The 22652-nt window shown below is 43.3% G+C and carries 19 protein-coding genes and 1 tRNA gene; 18 read left to right on the plus strand and 2 right to left on the minus strand.

Annotation, left to right across the window (positions count from 1 at the left end; translation table 11 throughout):
• The first annotated feature begins 131 nt into the window (after window positions 1–131).
• The 3 genes from VK080_RS09375 to VK080_RS09385 all read left to right on the plus strand — a co-directional run bounded on the left by VK080_RS09375 (window position 132) and on the right by VK080_RS09385 (window position 4691).
• A complete protein-coding gene (locus tag VK080_RS09375) occupies window positions 132–1463 on the plus strand; it encodes an aspartate aminotransferase family protein (RefSeq protein ID WP_324224506.1) in 1332 nt (443 codons plus the stop codon).
• A gap of 177 nt (window positions 1464–1640) precedes the next feature.
• Entirely contained in the window at window positions 1641–2642 is a 1002-nt protein-coding gene (locus VK080_RS09380) for a TAXI family TRAP transporter solute-binding subunit (protein WP_324224507.1), read from the plus strand.
• Window positions 2643–2735: 93 nt separating this feature from the next.
• Complete coding sequence (locus VK080_RS09385; protein WP_324224508.1) at window positions 2736–4691, plus strand: TRAP transporter permease; 1956 nt, start codon at window positions 2736–2738, stop codon at window positions 4689–4691.
• 368 nt (window positions 4692–5059) lie between these two features.
• On the opposite strand, the gene VK080_RS09390 is transcribed toward VK080_RS09385, so the two are convergent.
• Window positions 5060–5132, minus strand: a tRNA-Ala gene (locus VK080_RS09390).
• A gap of 264 nt (window positions 5133–5396) precedes the next feature.
• Here VK080_RS09390 and VK080_RS09395 point away from each other — a divergent pair.
• The 3 genes from VK080_RS09395 (at window position 5397) to lhgO (ending at window position 8462) form a co-directional block, all read left to right on the plus strand.
• Window positions 5397–6152 (plus strand): alpha/beta hydrolase, encoded by a 756-nt coding sequence (locus VK080_RS09395; RefSeq protein WP_324224509.1) that lies wholly within the window; start codon window positions 5397–5399, stop codon window positions 6150–6152.
• 60 nt (window positions 6153–6212) lie between these two features.
• Complete coding sequence (locus VK080_RS09400; protein WP_324224510.1) at window positions 6213–7151, plus strand: MBL fold metallo-hydrolase; 939 nt, start codon at window positions 6213–6215, stop codon at window positions 7149–7151.
• Window positions 7152–7280: 129 nt separating this feature from the next.
• A complete protein-coding gene (gene lhgO / locus VK080_RS09405) occupies window positions 7281–8462 on the plus strand; it encodes an L-2-hydroxyglutarate oxidase (protein ID WP_324224511.1) in 1182 nt (393 codons plus the stop codon).
• Here lhgO and VK080_RS09410 read toward each other — a convergent pair.
• Complete coding sequence (locus VK080_RS09410; protein WP_324224512.1) at window positions 8456–9517, minus strand: DctP family TRAP transporter solute-binding subunit; 1062 nt, start codon at window positions 9515–9517, stop codon at window positions 8456–8458. The two genes, lhgO and VK080_RS09410, sit on opposite strands and share 7 nt — an antisense overlap.
• Window positions 9518–9609: 92 nt before the next feature.
• On the opposite strand from VK080_RS09410, the gene VK080_RS09415 reads away from it, so the two are divergent.
• The 12 genes from VK080_RS09415 to VK080_RS09470 all read left to right on the plus strand — a co-directional run bounded on the left by VK080_RS09415 (window position 9610) and on the right by VK080_RS09470 (window position 22612).
• Window positions 9610–11226 carry a sensor histidine kinase gene (locus VK080_RS09415; RefSeq protein ID WP_324224513.1) on the plus strand — a complete coding sequence of 539 codons (1617 nt, stop codon included), beginning with the start codon at window positions 9610–9612 and terminating at the stop codon, window positions 11224–11226.
• On the plus strand, window positions 11210–11896 hold the full coding sequence (locus VK080_RS09420; RefSeq protein WP_324224514.1) for a response regulator: 687 nt from the start codon (window positions 11210–11212) through the stop codon (window positions 11894–11896). The genes VK080_RS09415 and VK080_RS09420 overlap by 17 nt, the downstream gene beginning before the upstream one ends.
• A 103-nt stretch (window positions 11897–11999) precedes the next feature.
• Window positions 12000–13004 (plus strand): TAXI family TRAP transporter solute-binding subunit, encoded by a 1005-nt coding sequence (locus tag VK080_RS09425; protein ID WP_324224515.1) that lies wholly within the window; start codon window positions 12000–12002, stop codon window positions 13002–13004.
• 3 nt (window positions 13005–13007) lie between these two features.
• Window positions 13008–13499 carry a DUF1850 domain-containing protein gene (locus VK080_RS09430; RefSeq protein ID WP_324224516.1) on the plus strand — a complete coding sequence of 164 codons (492 nt, stop codon included), beginning with the start codon at window positions 13008–13010 and terminating at the stop codon, window positions 13497–13499.
• Between the two features lie 4 nt (window positions 13500–13503).
• Window positions 13504–15657, plus strand: a complete 2154-nt coding sequence (locus VK080_RS09435) for a TRAP transporter permease (protein WP_324224517.1) — start codon at window positions 13504–13506, stop codon at window positions 15655–15657.
• A 43-nt stretch (window positions 15658–15700) separates the two neighbouring features.
• Entirely contained in the window at window positions 15701–16492 is a 792-nt protein-coding gene (locus VK080_RS09440; protein ID WP_324224518.1) for an SDR family oxidoreductase, read from the plus strand.
• Between the two features lie 409 nt (window positions 16493–16901).
• Complete coding sequence (locus tag VK080_RS09445) at window positions 16902–17903, plus strand: LacI family DNA-binding transcriptional regulator (RefSeq protein ID WP_324224519.1); 1002 nt, start codon at window positions 16902–16904, stop codon at window positions 17901–17903.
• Window positions 17893–18789, plus strand: coding sequence for a ribokinase (gene rbsK / locus VK080_RS09450; RefSeq protein ID WP_324224520.1), 897 nt, complete (start codon window positions 17893–17895; stop codon window positions 18787–18789). The genes VK080_RS09445 and rbsK overlap by 11 nt, the downstream gene beginning before the upstream one ends.
• Entirely contained in the window at window positions 18786–19181 is a 396-nt protein-coding gene (rbsD, locus tag VK080_RS09455; protein ID WP_324224521.1) for a D-ribose pyranase, read from the plus strand. Before rbsK ends, rbsD begins: the two co-directional genes overlap by 4 nt.
• 21 nt (window positions 19182–19202) lie before the next feature.
• A complete protein-coding gene (locus VK080_RS09460) occupies window positions 19203–20720 on the plus strand; it encodes a sugar ABC transporter ATP-binding protein (protein ID WP_324224522.1) in 1518 nt (505 codons plus the stop codon).
• A gap of 46 nt (window positions 20721–20766) precedes the next feature.
• Window positions 20767–21645, plus strand: a complete 879-nt coding sequence (locus VK080_RS09465) for an ABC transporter permease subunit (RefSeq protein WP_324224525.1) — start codon at window positions 20767–20769, stop codon at window positions 21643–21645.
• Window positions 21646–21667: 22 nt separating this feature from the next.
• Window positions 21668–22612 (plus strand): D-ribose ABC transporter substrate-binding protein, encoded by a 945-nt coding sequence (locus VK080_RS09470; protein WP_324224523.1) that lies wholly within the window; start codon window positions 21668–21670, stop codon window positions 22610–22612.
• The last annotated feature ends 40 nt before the right edge of the window (window positions 22613–22652 follow it).

Below are 22652 nucleotides of genomic sequence, written 5' to 3' on the forward strand. Positions count from 1 at the left end.
GAATCCCCTATAATTAATTTCAATGACGGCATAAAATAGTTGAATTGGATTTACCAATTTACCAGTAGTATTATTTTGAATAAAAGGTACTTTTTGATTATTATAACACATTTAGAAAGGGTGCAAAAAAATTGTTTCAATCGTCTCGAGTGAAAACAGCAAATTCAGCACGATTATTTGAAAACGCAAAGGAAGTTATGCCGGGCGGGGTAACAGCGAACATAAAGTTTTTCTCGCCGCATCCATTGTTTATGGATGGTGGTGAAGGAGCCTATTTAAGGGATGTTGATGGTAATGACTATGTTGACTATATGCTATCATACGGAGCTCTTATGCTTGGCCATGGACATCCAGCCATAAAAGAAACACTGTATTCACAGATCGAGAACAGCGGTACATGGTTATTTGGAACGCCACATGAACTTGAGATTCAATTTGCAAATAAAATGAAACAATTTTTTCCGGGTATGGATTTTCTAAGATATACAAACTCAGGGACAGAAGCGACACTATTAGCTTTGCGGCTTGCTGAATCGTATACCGGGAAGCATAAAATAGCTAAATTTGAAGGGCACTATCACGGTGGTTATAATAAGGTTTTACTCAGTCTAGATCCCGATTTGGCTGAAAGAGGGAGTAGTGAAGAACCCAATTCTGTACCCTCTTCAAAGGGAATTAATCGATCACAGGTTCAGGAAACAGTCGTATTGCCATACAATGACAACAATGCGTTTGAAATTTTAAAAAAACACGCGAATGAAATTGGAGCTGTTTTAATAGAACCTGTTCAGGGGGGCTTCATTCCAGCTGGGAGCAGTTTTATGAGTGAGCTTCGCTATTTAACAGAGGAATATAATATTGTTTTAATATTTGATGAGGTGAAGACGGGTTTTCGCATAAATTTGGGAGGTGCCCAATCATATTATGGAATCCAACCTGATTTAACGACATTGGGAAAGGTTATTGGCGGGGGATTTCCACTAGGTGTTGTCGGTGGAAAAAAGGAAATCCTTATGGAAAGTTCGCCAATTAAAGAAGACAGTTCTGAAATACTAAAGCCAAGAGATGTATTATTTCACAGCGGTACCTATAATGGTCATCCCTTAATCCTTGCAGCCGGTCTTAAAACAATCGATATTTTGGAAAATGAATTGGATAATGTCCTGATGAAGACTGATTTGCTGAAATCCGAACTTGAGCTGCTTTTTTCAGAAAAAGGAATACCGATGCAGGCTATCGGTATCGGATCAATATTTAATGTCATTATTTCAGAGGAACGTATTTTGAATTACCGTGATTATTGTGAAGCAAACTTTAAAATGCGAAAAAAAATAGATTATCAGCTGCTTTATAATGGGATATATTCAAAACCATTGAGCCGCTATTCCCTGTCGACACGCCATGGTGAAAAAGAAATTGAACGCACGATCAATGCATACGAAAAAGTACTGACTGGACTGTAGGGAATAAGACTATGACTTTTTGAAAGTTCGGTATTTTTAAATAAAACTGTTGATTAATGAACGTAAGAATGCATATAATGAACTAAAATTGGGCGACGCTCGCTTATATTAATTTAAGAAACTTGTAATTATGATTGAAAGCGTTGTCAAATACACAGGGAGGAGAGGGGATACGGAATGCTAAAGAAACATGTCGTAAGTATTATCTCATTACTGCTTGTGCTGACTTTGACACTCAGTGCGTGTGGCGGTGGTGGGGTAAATGTGGCAATCGGTCCGCCTGCGAGTGAGACGAACTCGGCTTCACAACTAATATTTGATGCTTATGGAATTGGAGAGGATGACTACAGCCCGTTCCAGGAAGGATTTGGTGATGCGGCTGATGGCGTACAGGATGGCAACATCGATGTATCGATTGGAATTTTAGGTATGCCAGCCGGGAGCATTGAAAATTTACAGGCATCTGCTGGCGATGTTAAATTGCTGGAATTGTCGGATGAAGCGATTACACATATTGAAGAAAACAGCGGTTATCAGCAATTCACCGTTCCAGCCGGCACATATGATTTCCAGGATTCGGATGTGAATACGGTCGCAGCACGCGCCATTTTAATGGGCAACACTGATACGATTGATGAAGAATTGGGTTATCAGCTTGCTAGAATCATGATTGAACATGCTGATGAAAACACACATGCACAGTCTGAGCAAATGACAATTGAAAATGCATTAGAAGGATCGGAAGGCTTACCGATTCATCCTGGGGCAAAACGTTACTATGAAGAGCAAGGCGTGACGGTTGACAATGAAGTTGCTGAACTGACAGCAGATGAGTCAGACCGTAAAAGTGAGCTTGTGCTGGGTACGGGAAGCCAGGGCGGCACGTATTACCCGCTCGGTGGTGAAATGGCAAATGTTTGGAACAATCATCTTGACGGTGTGAGTGTTACCAATACTGAAACAGGAGCCTCAGTTGAAAATTTATCCAGTATTCGTGATGGTAATATGGACTTGGGCATGACTGTCAACGTGCCAGCCCTTGATGCCATGAACGGTGAAGGCGACTTTGAAGATTCTCAGGTTGAAAATGGAGCCTTTATCGGCCATATCTATCCGGAAATTGTTCAGATCGTAACACGTGAAGCAACAGACATTGAAAGTTTTGATGACCTGAAATAGTCGTTACATGTTTTCGAAATGGATACAGTGGAGATGGGTTTTCTATAAAACTTTCATCTCCACTTTCAAATCTTCCAATGAAATGGTGATGATATGAGCAGTCAATCAAATACGGATACGCAGAAAGTTTTGGAAAAATATGATAAAGAAAGTCAATCTCGAACGACACTCGGAAAATGGGCATGGGTCGTTATGTTTTTGGGTGTCGCATTAACGCTTTTCCATTTATATACCGGTTATTTCGGCACATTGCCATCTCAGCAGCAGGGGGCTATTCATTTAGGAACGGCACTTGGGATTATTTTCTTGCTTTTCCCGGCGAAAAACGGATTGCAGAAAAAGCAGCAAAAGGTCCCCTGGTATGATGTGGTACTGGCATTTCTTGCGATGTATGTGACATACCATAAAATTTTCTTTTTTGAATCCATTTTACAGAGCAGAATTTCAGGTTACAGCCTCATTGACATTATACTTGCCATTATTGGTGTATTGCTCGTTTTGGAAGCAACACGCAGGACTGTCGGACTTCCGATTGTCATTGTAGCAAGTGTCACGCTGATATATGCCATTTTCGGAAACTTCATCCCGACAGATATATTATCTCATCCGGGCTTTTCCCTGGACGCAGTAGCAACTGACTTATGGTTTCAGGAAAGTGGTGTGTTTGGAACACCTATTCAAATCTCCTCGAAGTTTATCTATTTATTCCTTTTTTTCGGTGTTCTGCTCATTCATACGAATATAGGGAAAATATTTAATGATATGGCTTTTGCTCTGACAGGAAAGTATACCGGTGGAACAGCCAAGGCTGCGGTGGCAGCGAGTGGTATGCAAGGTATGGTCTCAGGAAGTTCAGTTGGTAACACGGTCGCATCGGGCTCATTTACCATTCCGATGATGAAAAAAGCTGGATTTAAACCGGTGTTCTCAGCTGCAACGGAAGCCTCAGCTTCAACTGGGGGCCAGATTATGCCACCGTTAATGGGGGCTGCGGCCTTCATCATGATGGAATATTTAGGGGTACAATACTCAACAATTATGTTGGCTGCGGCGATTCCGGCAATATTATATTTTACAGGTATTTTTATCGGTACGCATTTTGAAGCCAAGAAACTAGGTATACTTGGGCTGCCAAAATCCGAATTGCCGGTATTCAGGTCATTGTTTTTAAAATACGGTTATTTATTACTTCCATTGTTTATGATTATAGGAACGATTTTAATCGGATTTACGCCTCAGCGTGCTGCTTTGCTTGGTGTTGTGTCTGCTTTTTTGGTGAGCTTTATTAGAAAAGAAACCCGAATGTCCATACGTAAGATCATTCATGTGCTGGAGCAGGGGGCCAGGGTGGCGCTACCTGTCATTGCTGCGGTTGCGACAGCAGGGGTTATTGCCGGTGTTATCAGTATGACTGGACTTGGATCCAAGTTTGCTGCCGGGATTATTGCCTTGTCCAATGGTGTTATGATATTGGCACTAATTTTCACGATGATTGCCTGTATTATTCTTGGTATGGGGCTCCCGACAACAGCTAATTATGTTGTGACGGCTACCGTTGCAGCACCAGCGTTGATTAATGAGTTTGGAATTGCCCCGATTGCAGCGCATATGTTTGTGTTCTATTTTGGCATTGTAGCTGATATTACCCCGCCAGTCTGTCTGGCAGCCTATGCAGGCGCAGGAATTGCCCGGGCGAACCCGTTCAAGTCAGGAGTAACGGCGGTCAAACTGGCAATTGCAGCGTTTATCATCCCGTACATTATTGTCTATAATCCAATTCTTGTGCTGGTAGATGTAACACCGGTAAATCTTGTACTGGCAATTATTACTGCTGTGATTGGAATGATAGGGGTCAGTAGTGCTATGATCGGGTATTTTGTCAGAGCATCAAGAGCGTGGGAGCGACTAGCGTTGTTTGCAGGAGGATTATTATTAATTCTTCCTGAGTTCGTAACGAATTTAATAGGGATGGGTCTAATAGGAAAGGTGTTGTTTATTCAAAAACAGCGAAAAGATGACGCGGGTGGTTTAACAGCGGCTGAAGCATAGAGTTTGAAGGATTTTAGAGGTGCTAAGCATATAAATGAAAGCAGCAGCGTGTTGCGGTCATGGCTTTCCTTAATATTTGGGGTCATTATGCATTTGTTAAAGTATCGAGATCTACCGGGTTACAGGATTCCTTACATGGTTAAACTTTTGATGTTGACATGAATCCTTGGGGCTTGAGTGTTGATTCTCTCGGACGTTTTGTCTGGATCTGAAGAGGATTTGGTCATCGAGCAGCTATCTCGAGGACGTTTAGTCGAGATTCGAGTCGGAAAAGGTTATCGAGAGTCTCATTCTCGAGCGTTTTGCCGGATAATTACAAAAAAAGATCAGCAGCTGCTGATCTTTTTTTGTAAGGCAAATTATCATGATGGAGCATATCGGGCTCGAACCGATGACCTCATCGCTGCCAGCGATGCGCTCTCCCAACTGAGCTAATGCCCCGTTTGAGTCCGATATTTATTATAGCCATTTTTTCGATGCTTTTCAAGAGAGAGAGACAAATTTTAAATTTTCTGTTTCCAATTAAACTATTAGAGCCAGCTATTTCCTGGTAAACATGATGTCAAAGAAGACGGCAGGTTGGTTTGCACGACAGTGTTCTCCTCAGGAATTCCTGTCCATCAAGGATATGATTCCAATATTCAAACAAATTCGGCGGATGTGTGTTAGAATGACATTATCATTGTCGTATTGGAGGGTTTAAGAATGACAGAGTCTTTTCCAGTTATGAAAGAAGCAGAAGAATTTTATTATCCCGGTAATAAAACAGGTGTACTTGTTATTCACGGGTTCACTGGAACGACGCAGAGCATGCTTTACCTTGGCAAGCAATTCGCGAATGAAGGATTCACCGTATTTGGTCCGCGGCTGGCCGGGCATGGGACACACCCGGAGGATATGGAAAAATCGACATACCAGGATTGGATTCAATCAGCTGAAAAGGGGCTGGAAAAACTGCAGGCTACATGTGAAGAAGTATTTGTCGCGGGTTTGTCCATGGGCGGCTCGTTAACGCTTTACCTGACTCAGAATTATCCGGAAATTAAGGGTATCATGCCGATTAATGCTGCAACCCATATGCCTGATTTAGTTGAAAACTATGAATCCCTGAAAGATACGGAAACCCGGTTTGTGGCAGGTATCGGTTCCGATATCAAGCAGGAAGGTGTCGAGGAACTCGCTTATAGAGAGACGCCCGTCAAGTCTATGAAAGAGGGGATCGAATTATTTGAAAAGGTCAGGCGAAATCTTGCTGCTGTCAAAGCACCTGCCATCATTTTTTCATCTGTAGTGGACCATGTTGTACCACCTGAAAATTCGCGGGAAATTTATGAATCGATTTCATCGGAAGACCGGGAATTTATCGTATTGGAAAACAGTTATCATGTTGCCACATTGGACCATGATAAAGAGCTGATTGCAGAAAAGTGTGTGGCATTTGTAAAGGACAGGCTTTCATGATAGAGCTGCTGGCTAGACGTATTTTCCTGAGTAGTTGATTTTTAGAAGAGGGGTAAAAACATGCTTGAAAAACTCGGACTTAAACGTGTGACGCTTGATCTCCCATTCCGCCTCGACCATGTGAATTGTTTTCTTGCTGAAGGCGACGAAGGATGGACGGTCATTGATACAGGTTTGCATAACGAAGAAACCGTTAAACGATGGCAAGACGAATTGAACGGTAAAAATGTGACCGATATCATCATCACACATTATCATCCGGATCATTTTGGATACGCAGGCGGACTACAGAAGAAACAGCAGGCGCGCGTTTCCATGTCTGAAATTGACTACAAAGCTGCATTAAACGCTTGGAGTGAGCAATTTCTGGACGAGCTTTCACACAATTATAAACTGGCAGACATCCCGGACGAAGAAGCCGGTGCTATGCTGGCGAATACGAAGGCGTTTGTGCCGCGGGTCTCCCCGTATCCGAACGTGGATGAGTTTCTGTGGGATGGTGACACCATAACGATTGGCACATATAATTATGAAGTCATTGCAACACCTGGTCATTCGGACGGGCTGGTTACATTTTATAACAGAGAAAATAACATGCTTCTGTCAACTGACCATATCCTGCCGAAAATCACACCGAATATTTCGTACTGGTTTCATGGGGAGCCGAATCCATTGGCGCGTTATCTGGAGTCATTGGACAAAATCAAACAGCTTGATGCTGATTTGGTTATTCCGTCACATGGCAATCCTTTTAACGGAGCGAATAACCGTATTGCGGAGATTAAGTCACATCATGATGACCGGCTCGAACAGACATTGGCCTCCATTGACAGAGGCAGTACAGTTTATGAAGTCAGCCAGCAACTGTTCAAAAAACGGTTGACTGTTCATGAGATGCGGTTTGCGGTGGGCGAAACACTGGCGCATCTTGAATATTTGCGATACAAGGGAGAATGTCAACGAGAACTGAATGACGGAAAATACCAATATTATGTGTGATCAATCAGGAGTTCCCATGCTCGGCGGGCTGAAACCAATCAATGACAGCTTTTCGTCCCTTACAGTGACAAAGGCTAATATCTATTAATCTGCCATCTGCAGGTCTGAACTTTGAAAGGAGATCATCCTATGTATGACTACATCATCATTGGCGGCGGAATTGTCGGCTTGTCAACGGCCCTCGCGCTAAAAAAGGAGAAACCGGATGCGACGCTTGCCGTCCTTGAAAAGGAGAACGAGTGGGCGAGCCACCAGACAGGCAGGAACAGCGGCGTCATCCACAGCGGTGTTTATTATAAGCCGGGCAGTTTAAAAGCGAAACTCGCGGTCCAAGGGCGGGATGCGATGGTCCGGTTTTGCAAGGAACACGGGATTCAGCATGAGGTTTGCGGGAAAGTGATTGTGGCAACGGACAAAAAAGAACTTCCCGCCATGGAAGAACTGTACAAAAAAGGAATCAAAAATGGACTGACAATACATAAGTTGACCAGGGAAGAAGTGCTTGAACATGAGCCGCACGTCAATACAGTCGGCGGTCTTTATATAACGGCGACAGGAATCGTCAATTTTAAGCAGGTATCTGAAAAAATAGTGGAATTGCTTGACCAACAAGGAGCAGATTTATTTCTGGGCACAAAAGTTTTGAACATACATGAGACAAAAGAGGAAGCTGTCATAGAAACAAGCAAAGGTGAATTCAGAACCAGCCGATTAATCAATTGTGCAGGGCTCTACAGTGATGAGATTGTCAGACAGTCCGGGATATTGACTGATTTGCAGATTATCCCATTTAAAGGTGAATATTATGATATTGCGGAAAACAAGCGGCATTTGATCAAAAATCTGATTTATCCGGTTCCTGACCCAAAATATCCTTTTCTTGGTGTGCATCTGACACGCCACATCAACGGAGAAGTGCATGCAGGGCCTAATGCCGTCCTGAGTTTGAAAAAGGAAGGCTATAAAAAATATGGGTTTTCCTTAAAGGAAGCCGGTCGGATTTTTTCCTATCCCGGATTTTGGAAGTTTGCAGGAGAAAATGTGCAAACCGGGCTGATGGAGATGTCCCGATCATTCAATAAGGAGCTGTTTGTCAGAAATCTGCAGCGGCTGATGCCGGATATCGGTACCGATGATGTGCAGCCTGGCGATGCCGGTGTCCGGGCCCAGGCTTTGCTTAAAGACGGTCGGCTTGTTGATGAGTTCCTTATCGTAAACGGGATGCGTTCGATTCATGTGTTGAATGCACCCTCACCGGCAGCGACCGCTTCACTCGTGATTGGTGAAGTGATTGCCGGAAAAGTTCAATAGGCATATCTTTCTTTAATTGTTTTGATTTCTTTCATTAAATCGCTGCCGACCGTCTGCTCTGCTTTATCATAAACGGGATGAAGTGCATGTTCCCATTGTGCACGTTCTTCAGCCGACAGGGTATAGATTTCAAGTGACTGATTGGATCTGATGGCGCGGGCATGTTGGTCGTTAATTTCGATGGCATGCCGACGCCCCCATTCAGTCGCCTCTTTCATGGCCGCGTTAATCGATTCCTGAACGGAAGAAGACAAGCCGTCCCAGAAATCTTGGTTCATCAAAACACCGTATCCAAGGTAGCCATGATTGCTGATGGTGAGATACTTCTGATGTTCATAAAATTTTTTTGTGTTGATATTTGATAGCGTGTTCTCTTGTCCATCGACAAAACTAACTTCAAGGTTTTGGTAGGTTTTATTGAAAGATAACTTACTGGTGCTTGTATTCAATTGATTAAATTGTTCTTGAATCACCGGCCCGGGCATTGTTCGGAAATGAAGCCGGCTGAAATCATCCGGTGTCCGGATCGCATATTCCTGATTTGTCATTTGTTTGTATCCGTTATACCACAAATCTAGCCCTTTCACATTTGCATGATTCAACCCTTCAAGCAAAGCCTCCCCAATCTCACCTTCATAGGCCTCTTCTACAGCCTGGTAATTTGGAAAGGCAAATGGCAGGTCAAGAATTTGCCATACCGGATAATGTTCACTAATTTTTGCGGTTGCCGGCGCTATCATTTCGACATTGCCGTTTTGGAGAGCTTCCCATTCATTGGCATCATTATATAATAGCGCATTAGGATATATCTGGACTTTTACATTGCCATTTGTTTTATCTTCCAAGAGTGCTGCAAATTTCGAAGCCGTTCTTCCTTTTGGTGTATTTTCTGCTGCGACATGACTGAAGCGGATAGTGATTTGCTCATCCAGTCCTTCCTGTTCGTCATCATAATAGGTGTTGTCGGAACCAATTTCTTCAACATCAAATCCAATCATTACAGCAGAGGAAATTCCTGCTACAATTAATGATAGAATTATTAAAAAGTTACGCAAATCACTCACCACCAGTATAATGGTTATATCGTTATATTATTCTATCATATTATTTTGACTCTTGTTAATTCTGTAATAGGAGACGGTTTGGAATGGGATTAAAGAACCTGCCGATACGCCTTAAAATTATGATTCTATCATTCGGTATTGTGCTGTTTTCATTGCTGATCGGCGGGATAACTGTTATCGGCAATAAATACCAGGGTGAAGAGGAGCAGCTGGGTGAGCGTGGCCTGATGACAGGCAGAATTGTGGCGAATTTGCCTGAAGTGAAGGAAGGCTTGATACAGCCGGATGGATGGGAAACCGTTAATCCTGCTGTTGAGCGGATGCGAGCGGTCAATCATGTTGATTACATTACTGTCCTCAATATGAATCGGATTCGGTACTCTCATCCGCTTGACGAGAAACTTGGGACGCTTTCTTCCGGTAAAGATGAAGGTGCTGCGTTAGCCGAGCACAGCTATGTCACGAAGGCAAAAGGTGAACAAGGGACGTTTGTACGTTCTTTTGTCCCGATTATGAATGATAATTATGAACAGATCGGTGTGGTGATTGTAGGCAACGAGCTACCGTCCTTTTTGGGAATCCTGTCGTCGATCCGGTTTGAGGTCATTGTAATTACTATATTGACATTGGCGTTTGGTATTGCAGGCTCTTATCTTTTGGCGAATCATGTCAAGCAACAGACATTTTTAATGGAGCCGTATGAAATGGCACGTGTGCTTGAGGAACGCACAGCTGTTTTCCAGGCTATGTATGAAGGTGTGATTGCAGTTGACCGGGATGAAAAGCTGGTGATCTTTAATGATAAGGCAAAAGAGATATTGGGTATTAACGAAGAAGTGCACGGGGAGCCGCTTGAGGCAATGTTTTCCGGTCATGAGATCAGCAGTCATCTCAAGAAGAAGTCAAAGAAATTCAATGAAACGGTCCGTATCGGTGATCGCTTGATTATGCTCAATCGTATTCCAATCAAGGTGGAAGGGCAGTCTGCCGGTACGATGGTCATATTCCAGGATAAGACCGATGTGACTAAAATGGCTGAGGAACTGACTGGGGTGAAAGCGTTCGTTGACGCACTGCGCGTACAGAACCATGAGTATATGAACAAGATGCATACGATTGCCGGTCTCATTCAATTGGATCAAAACGAACGAGCATTGGAGTATGTTTTTCAAATGACTGACAAACAAGAAAAACTTTCAAAATATATTTTGGAACGGATCGAAAATTACAGTGTTGCCGGTCTGATCATCAGTAAAATTCGCAAAGGCGGTGAGCTTGGAATTAAGGTCACACTGAATGAATCAAGCAGGATGGATTCATTTCCCAGGATGGTCAATGACCATGATTTTATTAAGATGCTAGGTAATCTGATTGAAAATGCGTTTCATGCTTTAAAAGGGATTGCAGACCGCGATAAACATGTCGATATTATGATTAAACAGGATACTGACAGATGTCTGATCGAAGTAGCAGATAATGGAACCGGCATAACCGAAAACAATCAGCAGCATATTTTTGATAAAGGTTATACAACTAAAAAAGAGGATGGGTCCGGTCTTGGGCTTTATTTGATTAAACAAACGGTGATGAAAGCGGACGGTAAAGTAAACGTTCATTCGTCAGTGAATGCAGGAACAAAAATGGTTATAGTGCTGCCCATGCAGAAAGGGGATGTGACTGCCAATGACGCAATCAGGTAAAATCACGGTATTATTAATTGAAGATGATCCAATGGTTCAGGAGGTTAACCGACAGATGATTGGGAAAGTGGAAGGCTTTCAGGTAATAGCTGCCGCGGGTAACGGAAGTGAAGGTTTGAAAATTGCTGAACAGCAAAACCCTGATCTTGTTGTCCTTGATATTTTCATGCCTGAACTAGATGGCATCCAGACATTATATCAGCTACGCAGTGACGGGATGAATATTGATATTCTCGTCATTTCAGCTGCTGATGATACAGACACGATCAAAAAAGCACTTCAGTATGGTGCAATCGACTATATCATCAAACCGTTCAAATTTGATCGTTTAGTCCAGGCTTTAAACAAGTACAAGGCATTTGTGCGCCAATTTTCCCGTTCAACCAAGACGGAACAGCAGGAACTGGACTCCCTGATATCCCAAAAAACTGAAAAACAGCATGATGTGTATCTTCCAAAAGGACTCAACCAGCAAACGCTGAGACAAGTAAAGGGGTATTTAGCCGGACAAACGTCGCCTGTTTCAGCGGATGAAGCAGCCTCACATATCGGAATTGCCCGTGTTACTGCCAGGCGCTATCTTGATTACATGGTAAAAGTTGAACAGGCGGAAATCCATTTGCAATATGGGGAAGTGGGACGTCCCATTAATCGCTATTTGCTGAAGTGATCAGGTCATATACCAAAAAGACCAAAATGTCCATTATGTTCTTAATATTCAAAAACCCAACTGAAAGCGTTAACATAAAAGAAATTAAGATAGTGGGGGTAAGATGATGAAGAAAAACCTTGTTTTTATCAGTCTATTTCTTATGATTGTTTTCCTGGCAGCGTGTGGCGACAGTGACTCTGCTGAAAGAACTGAAGACTCCGGTGGCGGAGATGGCGGTGGTGAATCACTTGTTTTTGGGACCGGGGGGACATCCGGGGTATATTATCCGATCGGTGGTGCCCTGAAACCAATTTTTGAGGAAAGCGAACACGTCGGGAATGTGACAGTTGAGTCAACCGGTGCTTCCGTTGCAAATATTCAAAACATGCAGGATGGACTAAATCAAATGACGATCATCATGAGTGATGTTGCCTATGATGCGCTGGAAGGAACGGGCCAGTTTGAGGGTAATCAGACAGATGTTCAGGCAATGGCCGGCATGTATCCAAATGTCGTACAAGTTGTCGCAATGGCCGATAGTGGAATTGAAACGATTCAAGACCTGGAAGGAAAGCGGGTCGGTGTCGGAAAAGTAGGATCCGGTGTTGAACAGAGTGCACAAAAGGTTTTAGAGGCTATTGGCCTCACATATGATGATTTATCCAAAGTAACACATACCGGGTATGCAGATAGTGTACAGGAGATGAAAAACGGAACGCTGGATGCAGCATTTTTTACTTCAGGTGTTCCAAACAGCAATATCACCGATTTAATGCAACAAAATGACATTGTGTTTGTGGAAATTAAGGATGATGTTGCAGCAACGTTAATGGATTCTTATCCATTTTATCAGGAGTATACGATTCCTGCCGGAGATGAGGCAATGTATAATCTGGATCAGGAAATAAACACGGTCGGTATTCAAAATATGATTGCTGTTTCACCTGATTTAAGTGAAGATTTGGTTTATGATCTGACTAAACGCTATTATGACTATCTTGGCAGTGACGAGGTTTCAGTCAGTGCACTGAATGAATTGCCCCGAGATGATATTGCGAAAGACTTAGTGGCGCCTTTACACCCGGGTGCGGAGAAGTTTTATGAAGAGAATGGCATGCTGGAATAACTGATGTTCCGAAAACATAAGGCTGCCTTTTCAGCCGGGCTTGCTGTTCTGATGGTATTCGGGGTTGCATTTATTCCGGTTAAAGCCTTGACCGTTTTGAACGGTGAACAGCCAATCTATGCTTTTTATCTGACAGACCACTCCTTTTCAGTCCAGTGGAAACATTCGGTCGAAAAGGAGGAATGGGTTGAATATTTTAGGATTCAAGATAACACATTATTTTTAGAATCAACCAAATTCAAAACGTTTGGTGCGGGTGTTCCATCTATATCGGAACACCCTGCAGTTTTAAAAGATGGCTGGGTCCATATAGATATTGACCGGAAAATTGGCCATGATCTTGTAGTACGTTCCAATCGAGTGAATAACTATCAAATACAATTTGCTGATGATACTTATGATTTAAAGCCGAGTGATGAAGCTTATACGGTAACTGTAAGCGAGACACCTTTATACGTTATCTTATTCACGTTTTTGAAGCATATTGTGAGGTGAGTCAATGGAAAATAAAGTAAAAGTAGAAGACTATGATCGTGAAAGTAATGTCAGGACAAATTATCCAAAAAGCATTGGTATTTTTATAACCATTGCTGCAGTCAGTCTCGGGTTATTTCATTTATATACATCATATGCTGGGGCGCTAGTAGATATAAAACAACGGAGTATTCATCTTTATGTCCTGATGCTTTTAGGTTTTTTATTATACCCGATTTACAAAAAAGGAAAAAAGAGCGGGATACCATTTTACGATTATATATTAGCGGGTCTCGCAACAGGACTCGGTTTATATATGCTGTCTGCTGCCAATCGGATTATTGAATCGGGCGGACAGATTAATCAAGTTGATATGTATATTGGAATAATCGTACTGGTCCTGCTGCTGGAAATTACCCGGCGGGTTACAGGATGGGGACTAACATTGCTTGCGTTGGGATTCCTTATTTACGGATTTTATGTTAAATTGTCCATTTATCCTGAATTGACATCACCCATCGTTCTAAGCGTATCAAAAGACATCATTTCCCATCTGGTTTATATCACGGAAGGTATTCTGGGGACTGCAATTGGCGTATCGGCCAGTTATATTATTCTATTTATTTTATTCGGTGCTTTTTTAAGCAAGTCCGGTATGGGGCAGATGTTTAATGATTTAGCGATGGCTGTCGCTGGACATACAAAAGGTGGCCCAGCAAAAGTGGCTGTTTTATCCAGTGGTTTTTTGGGTTCAATTAATGGGTCGGCGATTGCCAATGTTGTAACAACCGGCGCATTTACGATCCCATTAATGAAAAAAATCGGTTATCACAAAAACTTTGCTGGTGCAGTTGAATCAGCCGCCAGTGTCGGCGGACAGATTATGCCGCCGATTATGGGTGCAGCAGCATTTATTATGGCTGAAAATTTAGGTATACCTTACACGACGGTCATGTTAGCGGGGATTATACCTGCATTGTTATTTTACATCGGTATTATATTGCAGGTTCATATCAGAGCCTCTAAACTTGGGTTAAAAGGATTGAATCGGGGAGAACTGCCATCGATTAAGGAAGTGCTGACCAAGCGTGGACATTTATTGATTCCGATGGTCATTCTGTTGTATTTATTATTTTCGGGAAAAACACCCTTTTACGCAGCATTCTGGTCAATCATTTCAACGGTTATTATCACGGGAACTGGAAGAATGCTTGCAGTCAGTGCTGCCGTTTCCATGTTTTTAATTTTTGAACCGCAAATTCGGGCTATTTTATCTGGCGCCAGTATACCGGGGCTGCAGGATAATTGGCTTGAGCTTGGGTTAATTACAATTGTCCCTTTAATTATTAACTTAATTCGCAAAAAAGCCAGGGTTAAGGCAGAGGAAATTAGTATCAAAGAATTTGTTGGTGCTTTGGAAAATGGGGTGAGGACGACCATTCCGGTTGCAATTGCCTGTGGGGTTGTAGGCATAATTGTCGGAATTGCTTCTCTCACAGGTGTGGCATTGGAAATTGCCAGCACGATTGTAACACTCGGGGAAATTATTAATAGTTCACTTGTACAATTGCTGATAACCTTGTTCTTGACAATGATTGCATCGATTATTTTAGGTATGGGCTTGCCTAGTATACCGGTGTACATTATTACAAGTACGATGGCGGCACCAATATTGCTTCAACTTCCTCTCTTCAGAGAATTGGCAGGAACTGGTGAAACCGCAGTATTCGTTGCACATATGTTTGTATTCTACTTTGGTATTTTTGCCAACATCACGCCACCAGTGGCGCTTGCGGCGTTTGCCGGATCCGGCATCAGCGGCGGTGACCCGATGCGTACGGGTTTTCAGGCTATGAAACTAGCAATTGCCGGGTTTATTGTGCCGTTCATGTTTGTATTTTCACATGAAATGCTGATGATTGATGCCACAATCTGGAATGTTCTTTTAATTGCAACGTCTTCATTGATGGGCGTCTTCCTATTGTCCATTGGAGCAGAGGGACACTTCAAGGTTCCAATCCAATGGTATTTAAGAATAATTGCCATAGCTGGTGCGCTGCTATTGATTTATCCGGGAATATTGACTGATATTGCAGGATTAGCTGCGTTACTATTGATATTGGCAACAGGTTTTATGAAGAAAAATGAGGACCAAAGGCCAGCATCAATTGCAAATTAATCGTGGGTATGAGATTTTAACGTTCACAAAAGGAGGCGTTTGAATGGATCTTGGTCTGGAGGATAAATCGGTTCTTGTTCTGGCTTCGAGCAAAGGACTGGGCAAAGCGACTGCCTGTCAGTTTGCCGCTGAGGGGGCACGTGTATATCTGGGGAGCCGAAGTGAAGAAGCGCTGAAAAAAACGTCAAAAGAAATACGTGAGGAAACAGGTAATCCAAATGTAGCCTACAGTGTCTGTGATATTAAGGTTTCTGATTCGGTTAGACAGCTGGTCGCTGATGCAGCCAGCAAGCATGGTCCGGTTGATGTGCTTGTCAATAATGCCGGCGGTCCTCCGGCAGGTTCGTTTGATGATGTAGATGATGATGCCTGGCAGCATACGTTTGAACTTAATCTGCTGAGTTTCATCCGTGCCATCCGGGAAGTTTTGCCGGGCATGAGAGAAAAAGGCGGAGGACATATTCTGAATTTCGCCTCGTCGTCAATTAAGCAACCGATTGATGGGCTAATCTTGTCCAATACCTTCAGAGCAGGCATTACCGGTTTATCAAAAAGTCTGTCACAGGAATTGGCAGCGGATAATATTCTGATTAACACGATTGGGCCGGGGCGGATTGGCACCGATCGCGTCAGCCATCTTGACTCGGTACAGGCAGAAAAACGTGGTTTACCAATTGAAGATGTCAGGGAAGAGGCCGAGAATAATATCCCACTTGGACGTTATGGTAAACCTGAGGAATTTGCCAGGATCGCGGTATTCCTTTGTTCAGAAGCAAATGCGTATGTAACCGGCCAGTCGCTCTTGGTTGATGGCGGTTTGGTGAAGGCGCTGTAGGCAGAAATAATACTTTCTCCAGTGAATAAGATAAGTTATTAATAGCTCAAGAGCAGTGTCTATTTTGACGCTGCTCTTCCTGGTAAATAGGCAAGTATAAAACTTTCCTGCCGTAGAAGTGAATGTAGGCTCTGCTCTCCAAAGCATAGGAGGTTTCTTAGAATAACGCAGCATTCGGCTCGACATATTTGTTGACGTTGATAGGACAGTGTATGAGAAAGAGCGTGTGAAGAAGACGCTGGAAGAATTGAGAGAAGGGAATTAAAAAAACATTAAAATACCCATTGACATCTCAATGTAACCGCTTTATTATAAAATGTAACGGGTTACACAACTCACTATAATTTTTTGTCTGTTATGTAACCCGTTACACATTTGCAAAAAATAATTAATTGAGAGGGCTTATCATATGGCAACAATCCGTGATGTAGCTGAACTCGCGAAAGTTTCGACGGCAACGGTTTCCAGAGTCATTAACAGCAATGGCTATGTCAATGACGAAACGAAAAAGCGGGTCAAAGAAGCGATCGAACAATTAAATTACCTGCCGAATGATGTGGCGCGGAGTCTGTTTAAAGGCCGGTCGCAAATGATCGCGCTGTTTGTGCCGGATATTACGAACCCTTTTTTTCCGGAACTTGCCCGTGCTGTCGAGGATGTTACGAATCAGTATGGTTATACGTTTGTGCTTTGCAATACAGACAACGACAACGATAAACAAATGGATTATTTGAGTGCATTGCAGCAAAAGTCAGTCGATGGGTTTATCATGGTTTCCAGCTCAATGACGGGGGAACATCTGCAGCATATTCAGGTACCCATCGTAGCACTTGACCGGATCATCAGTCCCGATATGTCGTCGGTAACTGTCAATAACCGGAGCGGGAGCAGGCAGGCGGTACAATATTTGAAATCGGTCGGATGCACACGGATTGCTCATATTGCCGGACCGGAACATGTCGATAACGCTGTATACCGCATGCGGGGCTATTTGGATGAAGTGAAGGATGAAGATTGGTTTAACAGCAGTTATGTCGTGTCGGGGGCGTATAATTTTGATGCAGCCAGGAAAGCTGCGATGAATCTATTAACCCGCCATCCGGAGATTGATGGCATTTTTGCCGGAAATGATTTGATGGGGGCAGGTGTGCTGAATGCCGCTGCTTCACTAGGCAAAAAGGTACCGGATGATTTGGCGGTAATCGGCTTCGATGGGATTACCATGGGCGAAACAGTTACACCGGCGTTAACGACGATGGCTCAGCCCATTTATGAGATAGGTAAAAGTGCTGCGGAAATACTGATTAACCAAATCGGGACATCTGATTCAGGTGTTGTGACAGAAGAATTCAACGTTCAATTGATTGAACGCCAATCGACGTTAAGAAAGGCGGAAACATATGAGCAGTAAACCAAATGTGTGTATTGTTGGCAGTATAAATATGGATTTGACGGTAAAAACCGATAAAATGCCGCAGCAGGGCGAGACAGTTCTCGGTGATACATTTTTCACGAATCCCGGCGGCAAAGGAGCGAATCAGGCTGTGGCGGCTGCACGAATGGGAGCCAATGTGAATTTTATCGGTGCTGTCGGTGACGATTCGTTTGGCCAAACACTTCGCCAAAATCTCATAAGTGAAGGCATTGGGATAGACGGTGTTGAAACCATTTCAGATGAAGCCACTGGAACAGCTACAATCATTTTATCGGAAAATGATAACCGCATCATTGTGGCTTCGGGAGCCAATAATCGCGTAACACCTGAATTGGTCATGAAACATAGCGATTTAATTAAAAACAGTGACATGGTGCTTCTCCAGCTCGAAGTACCGATGGAGACGAATGTGTCAACAGCGGAGTTTGCTGAAACGAATGGTGTTCCGGTTATTTTGAATCCTGCACCGTTTCAGCCGCTTCCGGAAAATGTTCTGAAAAGCACCCGCTATTTAACACCAAATGAAATAGAACTGGCATCCATGAAAGAAGATAAGTTATTTAAATCAATCCAGAGAAAGCTGATTGTTACCCGAGGTGATAAAGGCGTATCATTTGTTGAAAATGGAACGGAACGGAATATCGGCGGGCACCATGTTCACGTAACAGATACAACCGGCGCAGGAGATACATTTAATGGTGCACTGGCTGCAGAACTTGCTGGTGATGCTAAACTTTCGGATGCGGTCACCACGGCAAATGCGGCAGCAGCCTTGTCGGTTACAAAAATTGGTGCACAGATTGGAATGCCGACTAAACAGGACGTTCAGAATTTTTTACGGGAAAGGAACATGTCTGAATGAAGAAAGCAGGAATTTTAAACCGTGATATTGCTTCGGTACTAGCTCGAATGGGACATACCGATACGCTCATCATTGCGGATTGCGGACTGCCTATTCCGGATGAAACAGTAACGATTGATCTGTCATTAAAGTTAGGTACACCGGATTTTCTGTCGGTGCTCGAAGCAGTTGCAGAAGATATGGCGATTGAAGAAATGACACTGGCCGAAGAAATCAAAACATCAAATTTGTCTCTGCACAATCAGCTAAAAACAGATTATGCAGAAATCCCGACAATGTATATGTCACATGAAGATTTAAAACGTCATATCAGGAATGCGAAAGCAGTCATTCGTACCGGAGAAGCATCGCCATATGCCAATGTTATTTTGAAATCAGGCGTCATTTTCTAGTATATATAGGGAGGTGAAATCATGGCAGGTACACCTTTTGCGGAGATGCAGGGAGTCAGCAAGTCTTTTTCCGGCAACCAGGTATTAAAAAACGTGAATTTCGCAATCAATAAAGGTGAGATTCATGCTTTGGTCGGCGAAAACGGCGCCGGAAAATCGACGTTAATCAAAATCCTGACCGGGATTCATAAACGTGATGATGGTGTTATCAGGCTTAACGGAAAAGAAGTCCACTTTTCCCACCCGAAACAGGCGGAAGAGGAAGGAATCATGGTTATCCACCAGGAATTGAATATCATTCCGCATCTTACTGTTACCGAAAACATGTTTCTCGGTAAAAATATCACGTATGGCAAAACCGGAATTCTGAATACAAAAGAAATGAAGAAACAATGCGAAGCGAACTTGCAAAAGTTAGGGGTATCGAACATCGATCCGGATGAAGTTGCCGGCAATTTATCGGTCGGAAAGCAGCAAATGATTGAAATTGCCAGGGCGACATCAACGAATGCCGAACTGATTGTGATGGACGAGCCGACTGCCGCCCTGACAGACCGTGAAATTGAAAGTCTTTTTAAAGTTGTTGAGTCATTACGGAAGCAAGGTGTCGCCGTTATCTACATTTCACACCGGATGGAAGAGATTTTCAGGATTTGTGACCGTATTACAGTTTTACGTGATGGAGAATATATCGGGACCGAGAAAATTTTTGATGTCGATTTTGATAAAATTGTCAAAATGATGGTCGGACGTGAACTGGGCGATCGGTTTCCGGAGCGTCATCATACGGCCGGTAATGTGGTCTTTGAAGTGAAACATCTGGCGAGAAAAGGGTTGTTTGATGATATCAGTTTTTCGGTCAGGGAAGGCGAGATCCTGGGCGTTGCCGGATTGATGGGGGCCGGGCGATCGGAAATTATGGAAACGATTTTCGGTTATTCCGGGAAACAGTACGGAAGTATACATCTGAACGGTCAGGAATTAGCCATTAAACATCCGTCAGATGCGATAAAAGCAGGTATTGGTTTTATTACCGAAGACCGAAAATCAAAAGGGCTGCTCACTGACTTTTCCATCGGGGATAATATTTCGATAACGAATATGACATCCATTTCCAGTAACGGTGTCATATTGGCTAAAAAAGAACATCAACTGATTACTGAATTGATGAACCGCCTGAACGTTAAGGCAACTGGTGCAGATCAGGAAACAAAAACCTTAAGCGGCGGCAACCAGCAAAAAGTGGTCATTGCCAAATGGCTCGGCATCGAACCGAAGCTGCTTATTCTGGATGAACCGACACGTGGTGTTGACGTTGGCGCCAAGAAAGAAATTTATACGATCATGAATGAATTGACCAAAAGCGGGGTGGCCATCATCATGGTATCCTCAGAACTTCCGGAAATATTGGGTGTCAGTGACCGGATCATGGTTATTCATGAAGGAAAAATTGCGAAACTATTTGATCGTCATGAAGCAGATCAGGAAAAAATTATGACAGCAGCTGCAGGGGGTGAGCAGATTGAAATGGAAGGATAACCTTCTTAAAGATTTTTCCAAATTGGGCCCATTAATTGGACTTATTATGATGGTGATTTTTCTTGGTTTTATGAGTGATAGCTTTTTCACATTGGATAATATATTTAATTTGCTGCGGCAAATATCCGTGAATGCCCTGATTGCCTTTGGAATGACGTTTGTTATTTTGACGGCAGGTATTGACTTGTCCGTCGGTTCCCTGCTGGCATTGGGAAGTGCGTTAACAGCAGGACTTTTGGCAGGCGGTATGGATCCGGTTTTGGCAATCTTACTTGGACTTCTGATCGGATTAGGGTTAGGGGCCGTTAACGGTCTGATTATCACGAAAGGAAAAGTGGCACCATTTATTGCAACCCTTGCCACCATGACGATTTACCGAGGCGCGACACTTGTTTATACAGATGGCCGTCCAATTACAGGACTATCTGACAGCTTTGCATTTGAAATGATCGGCCGCGGCTATGTGTTCGGCATCCCGTTCCCTGTTATTCTGATGCTCGCTGTATTTCTCATTCTCTATTTTGTACTCAGGAAAACTGTGTTTGGACGCCAGGTGTATGCTGTTGGCGGGAATGAGGAAGCTTCAATATTATCAGGTATTAAAGCAGACCGGGTCAAAATAGGTGTATACTCCCTGACCGGGATGTTATCAGTCCTCGCCGGTATTATTTTGACAAGCCGGCTGAATTCTGCACAGCCCACTGCCGGGGAAATGTTTGAACTGGATGCCATTGCAGCAGTTGTTATTGGCGGGACAAGTCTTATGGGAGGACGCGGACGGATTACTGGAACATTGATCGGTGCTCTGATTATCGGCGTTATTGACAATGGTCTGAACCTGATGAATGTCTCGTCTTTCTATCAGCAAATTGTTAAAGGCGGCGTTATTCTGCTTGCCGTATTATTGGATAGAAAATCTAAATAATTATTTTAAGGAGGAATTTTTAATGGCTAAATGGTTGAAGGAAGTAGCTATTTTGGCAGTATTGCTGTTGGTTGTCAGTGCTTGTTCAACAGAGAGCCCAGGTTCAGACAACGGGGAGGGTTCTTCTTCTGAAGGAGACTCCGATGATTCCGTGAAAGTCGGGCTTTCCATATCCACTTTAAATAACCCGTTTTTTGTAACCCTGCGTGATGGTGCAGAAGCCGCAGCAGAAGAAGCCGGCTATGAAATTGTCGTAACGGATGCTCAGGATGATGCTTCTTCACAATTAAGCGACATTGAGGACTTGCTGCAGCAGGAAATTGATGTGCTGCTTGTAAATCCTGTCGATTCAGAAGCAGTTGTCACGGCAATTGAATCCGCCAACACACAGGATGTCCCTGTTATCACCGTTGACCGCAGCACTGAAGGAGGCGAAGTTGTTACCCATATCGCTTCTGATAACGTAGCAGGTGGTGAAATTGCCGGTGAATATATCGCCGAACAGCTTGGTGAAAGCGGCAGTGTAGTCGAATTGCAAGGTGTACCGGGTGCATCGGCAACAAATGAACGGGGAGAAGGGTTCCATAATATTGTTGATGACATGGGTGATTTGGAAGTCGTCGCGCAGCAATCGGCAAACTTTAACCGCTCTGAAGGGTTGACTGTTATGGAAAACATCATCCAAAGCACCGACAATATTGACGCGGTATTTGCGCATAACGATGAAATGGCGCTTGGTGCAGTGGAAGCCCTCCAATCAAATAGTATGCTGGAAGATGTCCTTGTTGTCGGCTTTGATGCAACAGATGATGCTGTCGCAGCCGTTGAAGAAGGGACAATGGATGCCACGATCGCCCAGCAGCCTGAATTAATCGGGGAAAATGCCATTGATGCTGTTGGATCAGTGGTCAATGATGAATCTTTAGATGAGTTCATTCCGGTAGAATTACAAATGGTAACAGAGTAAATGATGTTGAAACAGGTCACTTCACTTAGGTGGGGTGACC

Origin of the sequence: Lentibacillus sp. (genome assembly GCF_035301925.1) — a bacterium.
Taxonomy (GTDB): Bacteria; Bacillota; Bacilli; order Bacillales; family Amphibacillaceae; genus Lentibacillus.

Bases quoted from the DNA above. Each gene is read 5' to 3' on its own strand.
- VK080_RS09435 (WP_324224517.1), top strand. From the start codon at position 13,504: ATGGAAAATAAAGTAAAAGTAGAAGACTATGATCGTGAAAGTAATGTC.
- lhgO (WP_324224511.1), top strand. From the start codon at position 7,281: ATGTATGACTACATCATCATTGGCGGCGGAATTGTCGGCTTGTCAACG.
- VK080_RS09385 (WP_324224508.1), top strand. From the start codon at position 2,736: ATGAGCAGTCAATCAAATACGGATACGCAGAAAGTTTTGGAAAAATAT.
- VK080_RS09395 (WP_324224509.1), top strand. From the start codon at position 5,397: ATGACAGAGTCTTTTCCAGTTATGAAAGAAGCAGAAGAATTTTATTAT.
- rbsD (WP_324224521.1), top strand. From the start codon at position 18,786: ATGAAGAAAGCAGGAATTTTAAACCGTGATATTGCTTCGGTACTAGCT.
- VK080_RS09430 (WP_324224516.1), top strand. From the start codon at position 13,008: ATGTTCCGAAAACATAAGGCTGCCTTTTCAGCCGGGCTTGCTGTTCTG.
- VK080_RS09460 (WP_324224522.1), top strand. From the start codon at position 19,203: ATGGCAGGTACACCTTTTGCGGAGATGCAGGGAGTCAGCAAGTCTTTT.
- VK080_RS09380 (WP_324224507.1), top strand. From the start codon at position 1,641: ATGCTAAAGAAACATGTCGTAAGTATTATCTCATTACTGCTTGTGCTG.
- rbsK (WP_324224520.1), top strand. From the start codon at position 17,893: ATGAGCAGTAAACCAAATGTGTGTATTGTTGGCAGTATAAATATGGAT.
- VK080_RS09445 (WP_324224519.1), top strand. From the start codon at position 16,902: ATGGCAACAATCCGTGATGTAGCTGAACTCGCGAAAGTTTCGACGGCA.
- VK080_RS09440 (WP_324224518.1), top strand. From the start codon at position 15,701: ATGGATCTTGGTCTGGAGGATAAATCGGTTCTTGTTCTGGCTTCGAGC.
- VK080_RS09400 (WP_324224510.1), top strand. From the start codon at position 6,213: ATGCTTGAAAAACTCGGACTTAAACGTGTGACGCTTGATCTCCCATTC.
- VK080_RS09465 (WP_324224525.1), top strand. From the start codon at position 20,767: ATGATGGTGATTTTTCTTGGTTTTATGAGTGATAGCTTTTTCACATTG.
- VK080_RS09470 (WP_324224523.1), top strand. From the start codon at position 21,668: ATGGCTAAATGGTTGAAGGAAGTAGCTATTTTGGCAGTATTGCTGTTG.
- VK080_RS09420 (WP_324224514.1), top strand. From the start codon at position 11,210: ATGACGCAATCAGGTAAAATCACGGTATTATTAATTGAAGATGATCCA.
- VK080_RS09415 (WP_324224513.1), top strand. From the start codon at position 9,610: ATGGGATTAAAGAACCTGCCGATACGCCTTAAAATTATGATTCTATCA.
- VK080_RS09425 (WP_324224515.1), top strand. From the start codon at position 12,000: ATGATGAAGAAAAACCTTGTTTTTATCAGTCTATTTCTTATGATTGTT.